Raw genomic sequence first — 14,675 nt, 5'->3', positions numbered from 1 at the left:
GAATCCGGTTTCCGTCGGACGAGGGAGACGCGTCCTCCAACGCCGGGTGGTACTGCTGGTGGGATGAGGGGATTTGCTCGGCGGGAGTTCGAATTGGTGCTGCTGCGCCGGATGGCGGACTACCAGCCCGACCTGGTCTGGGAGGCGGTGCGGGCGCTGGAGGGCACGCGCACCGAGATGCGGGAGGTGAACGCGCGGTGGCAGCGGATGCTGCGGTCGCGCGCGTCTCCCGGTGCGCGGCAGAGGTTCGAGGCGGTGTTGGGGCCTCCCGAGGCGGTGATGGAGCGGCGGCTGGGGGACGTCGATTTCGCGGCGTCGCACTGGACGCTGCCGCTCTGGCCCGACCTGCGGTTCGAGGTGCTGACGGCGCGGAACGGCGCGGTTCTGCAGGAGTGGTTGGTCAGGGCCGACGGGGTGCCGGTCCCCGCGCTGGACTCGGTCGACGACCTGACGCCCTGGTCTTGCGTCGTCGCCGACCTGGACCTCCGCTTCGGCCCCCTCGCCCACCGCGAGGGCGAAGGCCCGAGCCGCTGGACCGCCTCCTTCACCACCCCCGACGGATCACGCCATGTCGCCCACTTCGTCTGGGGCCTCCTCCAGACGGTCGCGGAGGCCGGGCCCGCGCCGCGGTAGCCGGTTCCCGGCCGTCACGCCGCGCCGGCCGTCGGGACCGCGCCTCTCGAAGACCCGGCGGCGGTTCGCCGGACGGGCCGCTCAGCGTGGTTCGCGCAGCAGGCCCTGGACGTGTGCGACGGCTTCTGGCAGGGGGACTCTGAGGGTTTCGCCGGTGGCGCGGGTGGTGAGTTCCACGGTGCCTTCGGCCAGGCCGCGTTTGCCGACGGTGAGGCGGTAGGGGATGCCGACCAGTTCGGTGTCCTTGAACTTGACGCCGGCGCGTTCGGCACGATCGTCGATGATGACCTCGGCGCCGGCGGCGAGGAGGGCGGTGTAGAGGTCTTCGGCGGCCTTGGCGGTGTCGGGGTCGTCGGACTGGGCGATGACGATGGCGACCTGGAAGGGGGCCACGGACAGGGGCCAGACGATGCCCTTGGCGTCGTGGTGGCGCTCGATGACGGCCGCCATGGCGCGCTCCACGCCGATGCCGTAGCTGCCCATGATGACGGGGGTGCGCTCGCCCTTGTCGTCGAGGACCTCGATGCCGAGGGCGTCGGCGTACTTGTAGCCGAGCTTGAAGATATGGCCGACCTCGATGGCCTTGCGCACCTCGAGAGGGCTTCCGCACCGGGCGCAGGACTCGCCTTCGGCGACCTCGCGCAGATCGGCCCAGGTGGTGACGGCGATGTCGCGCGCGACGTCGACACCGCGCAGGTGCACGTCGTCGGTGTTGGCGCCGGTGAACATGTCGGTGCGGCCGCGCAGCGCCTCGTCGGCGAGGACGGGCGGGCCGGTGACGCCGACCGCGCCGAGGCTGCCGGGCAGGGCGCCGAGTGCCTCCTGGATCTCCTCCGGGCGGGCGGGGCGCAGGGCCGTCGCGCCGGTGGCGTCGCTGAGCTTCTGCTCGCTGAGGGGGTGGTCGCCGCGCAGCAGGACGAGGGTGAGCGCCTCGTCGAGGACGTAGACGAGGGTCTTGATCTGCCGGTCTCCCGTGGCGCCGAAGCCGCGGGCGAGGTCCTCGATGGTCCGGACGCCCGGGGTGGCGAACCGCTCGGGGCTCGCGGGGCCGGGCTCGTCGGCGGTCTCGGGGAGGCGGGAGACGGCCTTCTCGATGTTGGCCGCGTAGCCGCAGGACGGGCAGTGCACGACGAGGTCCTCGCCGACCTCGGCCGGGCACATGAACTCCGTCGACGCCGACCCGCCCATCGCCCCCGAGGACGCCTCGACGGGGATCGCGGGGATGCCCAGCCGCCGGAAGATCCGCACATAGGCGTCGTGGTGGCGGTCGAACGCGGCGTCCAGGCCCTCGGCGGCGAGATCGAAGCTGTAGGAGTCCTTCATGGTGAACTCCCGCGTGCGCATCAGCCCGGCCTTGGCGCGCGGCTCGTCGCGGAACTTGGTCTGGAACTGGTACCAGATCTGCGGGAGCTGCTTGTAGGAGCTCAGCTCGGTCGCGAGCGTGCCGAAGATCTCCTCGTGGGTCATGCCGAGAGCGAGATCGGCGCCTTTGCGGTCCTTGAGGCGGAACATCTCCTCGCCCATGACCTCCCACCGCCCGCTGCGCTCCCACACCTCGCGCGGGTGCATCGCGGGCAGCATGAACTCCTGCGCGCCGATCCGGCTCATCTCCTCGCGGATGATCCCGATGACCTTCGCGCGGACCCGCACCGCGAGCGGCAGCAGCGAGTAGTGCCCCGCCATGAGCTGCCGCACGTATCCCGCGCGCAGCAGCAGCCGGTGGCTCGGTGCGTCCGCGTCCGCCGGATCCGTCCGCAATGTAGGAATGTGCATCTGCGACCAACGCATGACCGGCCACCCCGCCCTCGTTCGCTGCGCCGCCGGCGTCCGCGGCCCGCGGCGATCTCCCGAAATCCTAGCCGCGCCCGACCATCCGCCCAAGAAGTTATCCACAGGCCGGGGTCCGGGTCCGCCCAGGTCACGGCGGCCGTGACGGCTCGGGCGACCCGCCGGGCGTCAGCAGGTCGAGCGGTAGGGGGCGGTCGGGACATAGGTGGCCCATTCCGCGCGGGTCAGTTCGCCCGCGCGGGCGCAGAGGGCGGCGCGGAGCGGCTCGACGGCGATGAGGTCCGCTCGGACGCGGCCTTCGGCGTCGGTGCTGACGATGTGGGAGGAGTCGGGGGTGAAGGCCAGGGAGCGCGCGTGGCTGATGGTCGTGTACCGGGGGTCGACATAGTGGCCGGTGAGGGGGCTGCCCAGGAGACGCTTGCCGGCGACGTCGTAGAGGCGGATGCGGCCCGCGCCGTCGGAGACCGCGAGGAGGCCGTCCCTGGAGAAGGCCATGGTGGCCGGGTCCGAGCCGATGTTCGCGCCGTCGCCAGGGGTGAGCGTCCGGCCGTCCCAGAAGCGGACGGTGTCCTCCTCGGCCGCGGCCACGACGCCGTCGGCGCTGATGGCTCGCGCGGACTCGAGCGTCGTCGGCGGGAGGCGGCGTTCGCCTGTCGCGACCTCCACGACGCCCTGGTCGAGGGCCGAGACGACGGTCGAGCCGTCCGGGGAGAACAGCACCTTCGGGTCGCCCGAGATGCTGTGGCCCGCACCCAGGTAGCCCTGCGTCGAGACGCCCTTGGACGTCGCGCGCAGGGTTCCCGAGGCCACGTCCCAGAAGTCCAGGACCGTCGGGTTCTCCCCGTCGAAGGTGAGCGTGGCGAGGGTGCGGGCGTCCGGGGAGAAGGCGAGCGGCTGTTCCTGCACGAACTTCCGGCCGGTCGCGAGGGAGCGCAGCTTGGTCCCGGAGCGCAGGTCCCACAGGTCGAGGCGGCCGTCGCCGCGCGCGTCGGCGAGGAGCGAGCCGTCATTGGACAGGGCGTAGTGGGAGCTTTCCAAGGCGCCGATGGGGAGGGAGCGGCGCTTCTCCCGGGAGAGCGCGTCGTACACGTCGAGGGTGTCGAAGGACTGGACGATGAGCGTGCGTCCGTCGGCGCTGAGCCCGGCCTCGGTGCTGGTCCGGAGGTCACTGAGCCGGCCGGGATCCTGCACGGCGTGCAGCGACAGGACGTTGACGCGCATGCGGGCGTCGACGCAGCGCAGGGTCCTGCCGTCGGGTCCGAAGACCCGGGTGCGGCAGCCGTCGGACCCGAAGCGCAGGACCGGGGTGCCGGACATCCCGGTCAGATCCCACACGGTGTCCCCGCGGGACAGGTAGCGGCTGTCCGGGCTGAACGAGAGCAGGCCGGACACCTCCGACTTCGGGATGGTCAGGTTCCGGATCTCCTCCTTCTCCCAGTTGACGACCCAGAGGGCCGCGTGGTCCTGCTCCAGCACGAGGAGCTTGCCGTCCGGGCTCACGGCGAGGTCGCTGATCGGCGCGCCGCCGAGGTCGAGGCGCGGCAGCTTGATGCGCTCGCCCGTGCCGGCGTTCCAAGCCTCCAGGGCGGCCTTCCGGGCGCCGACGAGGTTGCCGCCCCTGGTCAGGTAGGCCACGTTCAGCGGGTAGGGCCGCTCCACGACGGTCTCGCCGGTGAGCGTGTTCCGCACCAGGGTCCGGTCCCGCTGCATGGACAGCATCCGGGTGCCGTCCCCGTTGATCTCGACGAACGGCTCGGGGACCGTGAAGGTCCGGGGCCGTGGCTTTCCCGTGGCCACGTCGTAGAACTCCACGAGACCGTCCTCGTGGAGCACGGACACGACCTTGCCGTCGCCGCTCAGGGAGAGGCTGCTGCTGTCGTAGCGGATCGGCGTCCCCGCGACGGGGAAGGCGGCGACCACCTTGCGCGCGTCGATGTCGAGGACCTTGACGCCCGCCGCGTCGGCGTAGGCGAGGAGCCTGCCGTCAGAGCTGTAGGACGTGCCCCGAAGGGTGTCGAAGCCGGATGGCGCGAAGGAGTCTCGTTCCCGCTGGTGGTAGAGGGTGATGAGGGCGCTGCGGCTCTCGGGCGCGTCCGGCGCGAGCGACGCCGCCGCGACGGCGAGCCGCTGGGCCGTCACCGGGTCGATCCGGCGCAGGGAGACCGCGGCGGCGGCGAGCCCGGAACCGACCGCCTCGTCGCGTTGCAGGGAGACCGTGATGTTGCGTTGCGCAAGGTCGCGGCTCTGCGCGACGGCGAAGGCCGCGGTGCCGGAGGCGACGAGGAGCAGGATGCCGAGGGTCGCGCTCAGAAGGCCGCGGATGCGGGCGCGCCTGCGGGCGCCCGCTACCGAACCGTCGAGGTAGGCCCGTTCCAGGAGGGAGAGGGTGAGGTGGCGGCGCCCCGCGACGGTGCCGGTGACGGCCTCGTCCAAGGAGGTGCCCTGGAGGAGGTCGCCGGATCTGCGGCCGTGCTCGTCCCAGCGGCGGGCGGCGTCGGCGAGCCCCTGGTGGGCGACCAGCGCGTCGCCCTCCTCCGCGGCCCAGGAGCGCAGCCGCGGCCAGGCCCGCACGAGGGCCGGGGTCGCGAGGCCGAGGCCGCGCCCGTCCTCGACGACCAGGCCCGCGGCGGCCAGCGCGCCGATCGCCCGGTCCAGCGCGGGCGGGGCGGTCTCGGCGTCCTGGAGCGCGGCGCGAGGGACGGTGCGGAACGTGCTCGGCGTGGTGCCGACCATCCGCAGGAGGACACGTGGGACCGCAGACCGCGCCTCCGAGTCGAGGCCGGTGTACGCGTGTTCGGCGAGGTCGCCGAGGCTCGGCGCGGGAGGGGGCGCGGGTAGGGACGACGCCGCCTTCTGCCCCGCTTCGAGCGCGCCTCCTTCGGAGGTCCCGTCTGCGATCAATCCGTCGAGGAGGGCGCGTGCGCTAGGTCGTTTCTCCGGGTCCTGGTTAAGGGCGCTCTCCACAAGGGGCCGCAAGGAGGGCGGCAGAGGGTGGAGCTCGGGTTCCGCGTTGAGGACGCCGTGGATGATCGACGGGAGGCTGTCGCCGGCCACGAGCGGCCGGGCGGTCGCGGCGTAGAGCATGATCGCTCCCCACGCCCAGACGTCGACGGCCTCGGTGGCCCGCTCTCCCCGGAACAGTTCGGGCGCCATCCACCGCGGGGTCCCTTTGAGCCCGGTGGCGCTCTGGGACATCTCCTCGGTCCTCGCGATGCCGAAGTCGATGACGCGTGGGCCGTCAGGGCCGAGGAGGACGTTGGCGGGCTTGAGGTCCCGGTGGATCACGCCCGCGGCGTGGACCGCGGTGAGCGCGGTGGCGATGCCGATGCCGAGCCGCCGGAGGGCGTCGGGGGTGAAAGAGCCCTCCCGCTCGACGCGGCCCTGGAGGTCGGGACCCGCGACGAACTCGCTGACGAGGTAGGGCGGTGTGTGGTCGAAGTCGGATTCGATGACGCGGGCGGTGCAGAAGGACGCGACCTTCCCCAAGGCCGCGGCCTCCTTGCGCAGGTGGACGCGGTCGGCGCCGCTCACCGTGGCGGCGTGCAGCGCCTTGACGGCCACCCGGACCCCGTCGGCGTCGTAGCCCACGTACACGACGCCCTGGCCGCCCGCGCCGAGTCTCCCGGCCAGCCAGTAGGGGCCCAGATGCCTGGGGTCGGCGGGGAGCAGGGGTGCGACCACAGGGGCCTCTTCTCTGACGGCGGGGGAACCGATTTCAGATAGACAGCACCGTATTTTTAAACCCCAAGAGCACCACACGGCAACTCGGGCCAGCCGAAAAGGGCGTTTTACCCCAGAAGAGACTAGGAAGGGCCGGTGCCCTTGCCGAAGAGGCCCGCGTTCCACAGATCGTGAAGGAAGGCCATCAGATCGGGACGAATCGCCCGCAGGCCCTCGATGTCGTTCTCCGCGATCGGGGCGCCGGCCTGGGTGATCATGGTGGAGACGAGCATCCGGCAGGTGCGCAGACCCTGTGCATCGGTGACACCCAGGACCTGGGCGTTGAGGGCGGCCATCTCCTCGTGCATGGCGCTGCGGTGGGCGACTGCCACGGGCCCTGCCGCGTAGATCTCCACAAGGCAGACCCGCGCGAAGGGCAGTTCCTCCTCGAGCATCCTGAAATAGGCGTCGAGCGCGTACTCGGTGCGCCTGAGCGCGTCGCCGCCTTCGCCGAACTCCGCGACGGCCTGGGCCACCCGGGTCCGCAGGATCTCGTTGGCCCGGTCCAGGGCCGCGATGAAGCAGTCGGCCTTGGAGGAGAAGAGCTTGTAGAAGGTCAGCCGGGAGACGCCCGAGCGTTTCAGGACGTCCTCGACGGACGTGGCCGCGTAGCCCTTCTCCGTCAGGACCTCGGCCATGGCGCGGGTCAGCCGCTCACGCTGGAGCCGCGCCACCTCCTCCAGGGGCAGCGCGTTACGGCCCCGGGGCAGCCCTCGCGTCGACATCGCTCCAGGGTAGGCCAGCCGGGCCCCCGATGGACGTTCCATCGGGGGCCGAGGCTTCAGGCCGATGGCGCGGTGAACGTGCAGGGGAGGCGCTTGAGGCCGTTGATGAAGCCGGACTGGAGGCGGTCGGGCTCACCGTCGGTGCGGATGTCGGGGAGCCGGGTGAACAGCTCGCGGAACATCAGGGTGATCTCGCGGCGGGCGAGGTTCGCGCCGAGGCAGTAGTGCGGGCCGGGGCCGCCGAAGGCGATGTGCGGGTTGGGCGAGCGGGTGATGTCGAAGGCGTCGGGGTCGGTGAAGACCGTCTCGTCCCGGTTCGCCGACGGGTAGTACAGGGACACCCGGTCGCCCGCCTTGAACCGGTGGCCGTTCAGCTCGTAGTCGCGGGTGACGTTGCGGCGCATGAAGATGACGGGGCTGGCGTAGCGGATGATCTCGTCGACCGCGGGCGCGATCCTGCCGTCGAAGTCCTCGAGCAGCAGGGCGCGCTGCTCGGGATGGTCGGTGAAGAGCTTGAGGCCGTGCGCGATGGCGTTCCGGGTGGTCTCGTTGCCCGCGACGACGAGCAGCAGGAAGAACGCGCCGAACTCCTGCGGGGTGAGCGCCTCGCCGTCGACGTTCGCGTTGACCAGGGCGGAGGTGAGGTCGCCGTTCGGGTTCTTCATCCGCGCGCGCCCGAGGCGCGCCGCGAGGCGGTGCAGCCGCCATCCGGCCAAGGACATGGTGCCGAGGGTGCGCAGCATCCCTGCGGTGCTCATCTTGGCGACGCCCGAGCTGTAGTCGACCTCGGCGCCGATGTACTCGGGGTCGGTGTAGCCGACGGTGATGTTCGTCCACTTCACCACGCGCGGGTAGTACTCCGGCGGAATGCCGAGCATGTCGCAGATGACCTCGGTGGGAAGGCGGACCGCGACCTTGGCCACGAAGTCGCCGGGGCCCGACGCGATCAGCTCGTCGACGATCCGGGTGGCGCGGCCGGCGATGTCGTCCTCGAACTTGGCGATCATCTTGGGGCTGAAGGCACGGGAGACGACGCGGCGGATCTTGGCGTGCCGCGGGTCGTCCATGTCGATCATCGACTTGAAGTAGCGCTCGACGACCCGGGGCAGGTCGGTCGGGCTCGTGGCGCTCGGCTCGCTGCTGAACACCTCGGAGTTGCGGCTCGCCTCGGCGACGTCCGCGTGCCTGACGAGCGCGTACGTACCGGGGCTCTGCCCGACGATCGGCATCTTCGGAAGGGTGAAGAAGCGCGGCCCGGGGGCGGACCGCAGGACCTTGAAGGCCTCGGCGCGCTCGTCCAGCGGGCGCCTCCAGAACCTCAGGTCCGCGAGGTTGATCTCCTCGAGAGCCAGCTCTCCCGCAGCGTTGTCCGTGGTCACCGACGACCGACCTCCTCGACGCACAAACCAGATCGTTCCAACTTCTGGTGATGGGGCACACCAGAAATTCTGGTGCCAACGATGACCAGAATTCCGGGGGCCGTCAAGGGGTGCGGCAGAATCAGACCGTGACGTCCCAGCACCGCACCCGCCCCTACCGGGGGGTCCCCGCCGAGGAACGCCGCGCGCAGCGCCGCGCGGCGCTGATGGAGGCCGGGCTGGAGCTGCTCGGCACCCGTGGCTGGGCGGCCACGACGGTGCGCGGCGTCTGCTCGCTCGCGGGCCTGAACGACAGGTACTTCTACGAGAACTTCGCCGACCGCGACGCGCTGCTCCTCGCCATCGTCGACGAGCAGGCCGCGCTCGGCACCGCGCGCATCCTCGCGGCGGCCGAGGAGTCGACCCACGGCGGCCTGCCCGACCTGGCGCGCGCGTCGGTGACCGCGACCGTCGACTTCCTCACCTCCGACCCGCGCCTCGCCCGCGTCCTCGGCCACGAGTTCCCCGCGCACCCGCTGCTCCAGCAGCGCCGCGCCGAGATCATCGGCAACCTCGCGAAACTGTTCACCGGACGGACCCAGACGGTGCTGGGCGATTCGCCGCTGTCGGACACCGACCTGGCGCTGACCGCGTTCACCCTCACCTCTGGGCTGTGGGACCTCATCGCGGCCTGGCTGCGCGGCGACATCCCCATCGACCGCGACCACCTCGTCGACTACACCGTCGCGCTCCTGCTCACCACGACGGACCTCGCCGCGCCCCTGCACAGAAGGCTCACCTGACGGGCGGGCCGCCTTCGCGAGGCATGCCGACGGCCCGTCCGACGAGGTAGGCCGCGGCGACACCGAGGCCGCCGAGGAGCACCGTCGCAAGGGCGGCGATCCGGAAGTGGTCGAGGACTCCCATCGCCCACGCGGACAAAGGCAGAAGCGTCAGGACTCCCGTCACCAGCGCGACGGGGGCCGTCGCCTTCGCACGACGGGCGTCCGGCGTGGTGATCACGGCGACCGTGAGCAGGACGAGGCCCGCGACGACAAGGCCCAGCGCCACCGGGGCCGCGAGGACGGCGAGCAGATCCAGCGAGTGCAGCATGACGCCCAGGGCCGCGCCCAGCACAGTGAGCGGAACCCCCCACTTGAGCGCCGGGTCGGCGCGCAGGCCCGCGCCGAGCGCCAAGGCGAGCACGATCAGCCCGGTGAAGGCCGCGCGGTACCTGTAAGCCCGGCTGTCGGCCAGTTCCGGGACCTGCCATTCGGCTACCGGGGCGAGGCGCCTATCGACGATCTTAGGGAAGCCGAGCCTTCGCCAGTCGCCCTCGACGTTCCGGAGCGCGAGGCCGTCACCGAGGTTGGCGACCGCCACAACATGGCCGCCCGGAACCTCCTGTACGGCGAGGTCGCTGCTGGCGATCCGCGGATCGAGCCCTCGGCCGAGTGCCTCACGCCGCAGGAAGTCCCGTCGGCCTTCGGAGATCTCCCAGGACGTCCGCCAGGTCCGTCCATCGAGGGTCTCCTGTACCGCGAGCCTTCCGGAGACCACCCGGTAACAGTGGGCGGGCTCCGAAGGGACACACGCGCTCTTCTGAAGGACGAGGTCCGGCCCAGGGCTCGGCGTAGCGGACATGGAAGGAGAGACAGGGAAGGTGGGAGGGACGGGGACCGTCCAAGGCCGCTCCGAAGGATCGGCGGGCTCCCAGGTCCTGCCCCCGTCGCGCGAGGCGACCGCGACACCGTCGCTGACGACGAGGCGGCCGTCGACGACCCGGACGTCGGTGAGCGAGCGGTGCGGCGGGGCCGAGGTGGCGGCCGTCGCCAGGACGGCCAGGGGAACCACGACGAGGACGCGGACGAACCGGATCGGGGGCGCGCCGTCCTCCCTCCCCCGGGTCCGCAGGTGGACGGCCCAGCTCAGGCCGAGGGCGGGCAGCGCGAGGAGGTCGGTGGGGTCGGCGAGGACGACCGACGGCCCGGCCACGGCCGTCCACAGCGCCGAGGCGGCGTCCGCGCCCGCGGAGGTCGCCTTCACCAGGGCGAAGCCGATGCCGGTGAGGACGACGGACCAGGCCGCCGTCCGCCTTCCCGCCCAGCCCGACACCGCGAAGGCGAGGGCCAGAAGCGCGGGGGCGAACACGAGGCCCGCGACGTCGCTCAGCTTGCCCGTCAGGACGCCGGGGAAGGCGGGCTTCAGCAGGTGGTCGTTGAGGGCGAGGACCGCCACGGCCCCGGCCGTCACCGGGTGTCCCGCCCAGGCCAAGGCGGATCCCTGAGGTGTCTGCGGGCGCGTCCGTAGGCGCGTGGGGGGCATGTGCGCTGACCCTACGCGGGCGCCGTACGGCCGGGAAGGCCCTGCCTCAGGCGGACCGGCACCCCTGCGGCGCGCAGGCGTCCGGCTGCCGAGACGGCCAGCGGGCGGGGCCCGGACCTTTCTCGGCGAGGACGTCACCAGGGTTGTTCAGGGCGCAGGAGTTGATGCTGAGGCAGCCGCAGCCGATGCAGTCGTCGAGGGTGTCGCGCAGAGCCTGGAGGGCGGCTATCCGGGCGTCCAGGCGGGCCCGCCACGTCGCCGAGAGGCCGGCCCAGTCCTCACGGGTGGGCGTACGGCCCGACGGAAGGGAGTCCAGCGCCTCCCGGATCTCGGCGAGGGAGATCCCCAGGCGCTGGGAGGTGCGGATGAAGGCGAGCCGCCGCAGGGTGCTGCGGAGGTAGCGGCGCTGGTTGCCCGCGGTGCGCTCGGCGGTGATCAGCCCCTCGCGCTCGTAGAAGTGCAGGGCCGAGACGGGTACGCCGCTGCGCCGGGAGGCGTCCCCGACGGTCAGCAGGTGCGCCGTGTCCATCTCGCCGTTCCCCATGATCGCCTCCAACGGACCCTTGACCTCAACTTTGGTTCAAGTTCTACCTTCACGGCATGGACTTCTTCAAGCGGTCGCGCCGCCGCCCGGCTCCGGCGCACCCGGCGGAACGGGCGGGCGTCCTCCGCGGCGGGTTCCTCTGGGTGACGATCGGGTCATGCGCGCTGGTGTTCCTCGCCGCGTTCGAGAACATCGCGGTCACCGCGGTGATGCCCGCGGTGAGCGCCGGCCTCGACGGCGCGCGCTGGTACGCGCTCGCCTTCGCCGGGCCGCTCGCGACCGGCGTGATCGGGATGGTCGCCGCCGGGCTGTGGGCCGACCGGCGCGGGCCGATCGCGCCGCTGTACACCTCGGTCGGGCTGTTCGGCGCGGGACTGGTGGTCTGCGGGCTCGCCCCGGCGATGGAGGTCCTGGTCGCCGGGCGGCTGCTCCAGGGCCTGGGCGGCGGGGCGATCACCGTCGCCCTGTACGTGGTGGTCGGCCGGATCTATCCCGAACGGCTCCAGCCGAAGCTCTTCGCGGGCTTCGCCGCCTGCTGGATCGTGCCCGCGCTGGTCGGCCCGGCGATCGCGGGGACGGTCGCGGAGCTGCTCGGCTGGCAGTGGGTGTTCCTCGGCGTGGTCGGCCTGGTCGCGGTGGCGATGGTCATGGTCGTGCCCGCGCTGCGCGGGACGGGCGGCCCCCAGGCGGCCGAGGAGGGCGGAAACCGCGGATTCGGGCTGCTCGGGTGGGCCGCGCTCGCCGCGGCCGCCGTGCTCGCGCTGAACCTCGCGGGCGGCCTGCCGCGGGTCGGTGGCGCCCTCTCCGTGGTCGCGATCGCGGTCGCGCTGGCCGCGGTCCGGCCGCTCCTGCCGCGCGGGACGCTCACCGCGCGGCACGGCCTGCCGAGCGTCATCCTCACCCGCGGCCTGGTCTCGGCGGCCTTCTTCGGGGGAGACGTCTACCTGCCTTACCTGTTGACTGAAAAGTACGGCTTCGCACCCGCCTTCGCCGGGCTCACCCTCACCGTCGGCGGCCTCGCCTGGGCGGGCGCCTCGACCGTCCAGGGCCGGCTCGGCGACCGGATGAGCCACGCCGCGGGGGTGCGGATCGGATCGGCGCTCGTCCTCGGATCGCTGCTCGGCATCCTGGTCACCGTGGCGCTGGCGCTGCCCGCCGCCGTCGCCATCGTCGCCTGGGGCATCGGCGGCGCGGGGATGGGCCTGATGTTCCCCCGGTTGAGCACCCTGATGCTCGGTCTCTCCGCCCCTGCGGAGCGCGGCTTCGCCTCCTCCGCGGGAGCCATCGCCGACTCTCTCGGCGGCGCGCTCTCGCTGGCCGTGGGCGGACTCGTCTTCTCCGCCGCGTTCGGCGGCTTCACCGGAGTCTTCGCCCTCTCGACCGCCGTCGGCCTCGTCGCCGTCGTCGTCGCGCAGAGGGCGGCGGCACCCGCCGGCCTTCCGGCATCCGACAAGCGAACCATGGAGGTTGCAGCGTGAAAGCGATCGTGCAGCGGAAGTTCGGCCCCGCCGACGTCCTCGTGCTGGAAGAGACCGAGGCGCCTGTGCCCGGTCCAGGGCAAGTGCTCGTGAGGGTGCGCGCGGCGGGCGTCCACGCCGTCGACGCGTCGATCCGCGAAGGCCAGGGTCCCCCGACGCTCCCGAAGCCGAGCCTGCCCATGACGCCCGGACGTGAGGTCGCCGGGACCGTCGAAGCGGTCGGCGCGGACGTCGCGGACACCTGGACCGGCAAACGGGTCGTGGCCCACGTCGGCCCCTTGAGCGGCGGTTACGCCGAATACGCGCTCGCGCCTGCGGCGTCCCTGCACGAGTTGCCTGACGGGGTGTCCTATGCCGCGGCGGTGGCCGCGATAGGCACCGGACGCACTGCGCAGCTCGTCCGCCGCTCGGTCTCTTCCGGGCCCGAGGACGTCGTCATCGTGACGGGGGCGTCAGGAGGGCTGGGAAACCAGCTCGCCTATCTGGCGCTCTCGGCGGGCTCCCGTGTCATCGCCCTTTACGGCGGAGAGTCCAAGCGGGAGGCCGTCGCCGGGATCGCCGGACGGGACGGGAGCCGCCCCGCGATCGTCGACACCTCGGCCGAAGACTGGACCGAAAGGCTGACGGCCGCCGTCGGCGCGAAAGGCGCGACCGTGGTCTACGACGGCGTGGGCGGTCCCGTCGCGCGCGCCTGCTTCGAGGCGCTCACGCGCGGCGGACGCCACATCATCTACGGCTGGTCCAGCGGCTCCGCGCTGACGGCGACGGCCCAGGACGTCGTGGACAGGTCGTTGACCCTCACCAGCGCCCTGGGCGCGCCCATCACGGACCTGCGCGCGCTGGAGACGCTGTCGCTGGAGGCGGTCGGCCGGGGCGAGGTCGTCCCCCTCGTGACCGAGTTCCCGCTGGCCGAGGCCCCCGCGGCGCACACCGCGATCGAGACCAGGACCTCGCGGGGCAAGGTCGTCCTCGTCCCGGCCTGACCCGCCCGGGTCACCAGCCGCGCGACCTCCTCCCGGCGTGCGGCCGGCGCCGGAAGGTCCCCCAGCTCAGCCCCTGCCCGCCTTCCGCGGGCGGGGGCTCCGGAGTCACCGCCTCCTCCGCCTCGACCTCCGACACGAGATCCGTCACGTGTTCCTCCGGCACCGCGGCCCTCCTCCGCTCGCAACCGATGGGCAGGCAGGACTTACCCGTGTCGCCGCCCTTCTCCCATCGGAACCCGGCGCGGCCTTGCGCGCCAGGCCCGGTCGCGGGCCTCATCGGGCCACCCTTCGGGGAACCGTTGTTCTCGGTCGTCTACGCGAGGGTCGGCTCGGCGGCCGACACCGGGGACGTGCTCCAGCGGACGGACGAGCGAGCTCAGCTGAATCCGCCCGGATCCCGCCACGAGAAATCTGCCGTCGGCAGATATGCCTTTCGGTGCCTTTACCCACTGCCTATCGTCGGACTCACGAACGGTATTTCCGATCGGTTCGGCGACAGGAGGAAAAATGGCGGAAACGATGGACGGGCTCGTCGGCGGCATCGACGACCAGCTCGCCACGAGACTGCTCTACCAGCGCATCGTGGTCCTGGGCGCCGAGGTGGAGGACCGGATAGCCAACCGGATCTGCGCACAGCTCCTGCTGCTCTCAGCAGAGGACCCGCGCCGCGGCATCAGCCTCTACATCAATTCCCCGGGCGGATCCGTCAGCGCCGGACTCGCCATTTACGACACCATGCGCCTCATTCCGAACGAGGTGAGCACACTGGCGCTCGGCCTCGCGGGGAGCATGGGGCAGTTCCTGCTCAGCTCCGGCACCCCCGGCAAGCGCTACTGCCTGCCCCACGCCCAGATCCTCATGCACCAAGGGTCGGCGGGGTTCGGCGGCACCGCGGCCGATGTGGAGATCTACGCGAGCCACCTCGAACGCATCGGCACCCTGCTCACCCGGCTGACCGCCGAACAGACCGGCCGGCCGTACGAGACCGTCGAGCGCGACAGTGCACGGGACCGCTGGTTCACCGCGGAGGAGGCGCGCGCGTACGGCCTCGTCGACCACGTGGTGGAGCGGATGGAGGACATCCGTCCCGCTCCCCTCACCCACCGGACGGGGCTGTGACG

The 14,675-nt window shown here is 72.1% G+C and carries 12 protein-coding genes; 5 read left to right on the top strand and 7 right to left on the bottom strand.

Annotated features, from left to right (window positions below; translation table 11 throughout):
- The first annotated feature begins 63 nt into the window (after positions 1-63).
- Complete coding sequence (locus EDD29_RS43240) at positions 64-633, top strand: hypothetical protein (RefSeq protein ID WP_123669911.1); 570 nt, start codon at positions 64-66, stop codon at positions 631-633.
- Positions 634-714: 81 nt separating this feature from the next.
- Here EDD29_RS43240 and EDD29_RS43235 read toward each other — a convergent pair whose 3' ends face one another.
- From EDD29_RS43235 to EDD29_RS43220, 4 genes are all read right to left on the bottom strand, one after another.
- The gene (locus EDD29_RS43235) at positions 715-2,421 is read right to left on the bottom strand and encodes a proline--tRNA ligase (RefSeq protein WP_123669910.1); all 1,707 of its coding nucleotides are present in this window, start codon (positions 2,419-2,421) and stop codon (positions 715-717) included.
- A gap of 168 nt (positions 2,422-2,589) precedes the next feature.
- Positions 2,590-6,102, bottom strand: a complete 3,513-nt coding sequence (locus EDD29_RS43230; RefSeq protein ID WP_148086295.1) for a WD40 repeat domain-containing serine/threonine protein kinase — start codon at positions 6,100-6,102, stop codon at positions 2,590-2,592.
- Positions 6,103-6,224: 122 nt separating this feature from the next.
- Complete coding sequence (locus EDD29_RS43225) at positions 6,225-6,866, bottom strand: TetR/AcrR family transcriptional regulator (RefSeq protein WP_170201808.1); 642 nt, start codon at positions 6,864-6,866, stop codon at positions 6,225-6,227.
- A gap of 56 nt (positions 6,867-6,922) precedes the next feature.
- Positions 6,923-8,245 carry a cytochrome P450 gene (locus EDD29_RS43220; protein ID WP_246053322.1) on the bottom strand — a complete coding sequence of 441 codons (1,323 nt, stop codon included), beginning with the start codon at positions 8,243-8,245 and terminating at the stop codon, positions 6,923-6,925.
- Positions 8,246-8,373: 128 nt separating this feature from the next.
- Between EDD29_RS43220 and EDD29_RS43215 the strand changes: the two genes are divergently transcribed.
- Positions 8,374-9,027 carry a TetR/AcrR family transcriptional regulator gene (locus EDD29_RS43215; protein ID WP_170201807.1) on the top strand — a complete coding sequence of 218 codons (654 nt, stop codon included), beginning with the start codon at positions 8,374-8,376 and terminating at the stop codon, positions 9,025-9,027.
- On the opposite strand, the gene EDD29_RS46620 is transcribed toward EDD29_RS43215, so the two are convergent.
- Complete coding sequence (locus EDD29_RS46620) at positions 9,020-10,498, bottom strand: hypothetical protein (protein ID WP_211360176.1); 1,479 nt, start codon at positions 10,496-10,498, stop codon at positions 9,020-9,022. The two genes, EDD29_RS43215 and EDD29_RS46620, sit on opposite strands and share 8 nt — an antisense overlap.
- Positions 10,499-10,595: 97 nt before the next feature.
- Positions 10,596-11,093 carry a redox-sensitive transcriptional activator SoxR gene (gene soxR / locus EDD29_RS43205; protein ID WP_211360175.1) on the bottom strand — a complete coding sequence of 166 codons (498 nt, stop codon included), beginning with the start codon at positions 11,091-11,093 and terminating at the stop codon, positions 10,596-10,598.
- A gap of 56 nt (positions 11,094-11,149) precedes the next feature.
- On the opposite strand from soxR, the gene EDD29_RS43200 reads away from it, so the two are divergent.
- Together EDD29_RS43200 and EDD29_RS43195 are read left to right on the top strand one after the other, a co-directional pair.
- Positions 11,150-12,571, top strand: a complete 1,422-nt coding sequence (locus EDD29_RS43200) for an MFS transporter (RefSeq protein WP_123669906.1) — start codon at positions 11,150-11,152, stop codon at positions 12,569-12,571.
- Positions 12,568-13,554: an alcohol dehydrogenase catalytic domain-containing protein gene (locus EDD29_RS43195; protein ID WP_123669905.1), complete on the top strand. Its 987-nt coding sequence runs from the start codon at positions 12,568-12,570 to the stop codon at positions 13,552-13,554. The genes EDD29_RS43200 and EDD29_RS43195 overlap by 4 nt, the downstream gene beginning before the upstream one ends.
- A 10-nt stretch (positions 13,555-13,564) precedes the next feature.
- Here EDD29_RS43195 and EDD29_RS46100 read toward each other — a convergent pair whose 3' ends face one another.
- A complete protein-coding gene (locus tag EDD29_RS46100; RefSeq protein WP_170201806.1) occupies positions 13,565-13,717 on the bottom strand; it encodes a hypothetical protein in 153 nt (50 codons plus the stop codon).
- Positions 13,718-14,061: 344 nt separating this feature from the next.
- On the opposite strand from EDD29_RS46100, the gene EDD29_RS43190 reads away from it, so the two are divergent.
- Positions 14,062-14,673, top strand: a complete 612-nt coding sequence (locus EDD29_RS43190) for an ATP-dependent Clp protease proteolytic subunit (RefSeq protein ID WP_123669904.1) — start codon at positions 14,062-14,064, stop codon at positions 14,671-14,673.
- Positions 14,674-14,675 lie beyond the last annotated feature (2 nt).

This window comes from Actinocorallia herbida, assembly GCF_003751225.1.
Lineage (GTDB): Bacteria > Actinomycetota > Actinomycetes > Streptosporangiales > Streptosporangiaceae > Actinocorallia > Actinocorallia herbida.
This window is presented reverse-complemented; position numbering and strand designations above follow the sequence as displayed.

Excerpts from the sequence above, each read along its gene's own strand:
- EDD29_RS43190 (WP_123669904.1), top strand. The coding sequence starts at position 14,062 with ATGGCGGAAACGATGGACGGGCTCGTCGGCGGCATCGACGACCAGCTC.
- soxR (WP_211360175.1), bottom strand. The coding sequence starts at position 11,093 with ATGGGGAACGGCGAGATGGACACGGCGCACCTGCTGACCGTCGGGGAC.
- EDD29_RS43235 (WP_123669910.1), bottom strand. The coding sequence starts at position 2,421 with ATGCGTTGGTCGCAGATGCACATTCCTACATTGCGGACGGATCCGGCG.
- EDD29_RS43200 (WP_123669906.1), top strand. The coding sequence starts at position 11,150 with ATGGACTTCTTCAAGCGGTCGCGCCGCCGCCCGGCTCCGGCGCACCCG.
- EDD29_RS43225 (WP_170201808.1), bottom strand. The coding sequence starts at position 6,866 with ATGTCGACGCGAGGGCTGCCCCGGGGCCGTAACGCGCTGCCCCTGGAG.
- EDD29_RS43240 (WP_123669911.1), top strand. The coding sequence starts at position 64 with ATGAGGGGATTTGCTCGGCGGGAGTTCGAATTGGTGCTGCTGCGCCGG.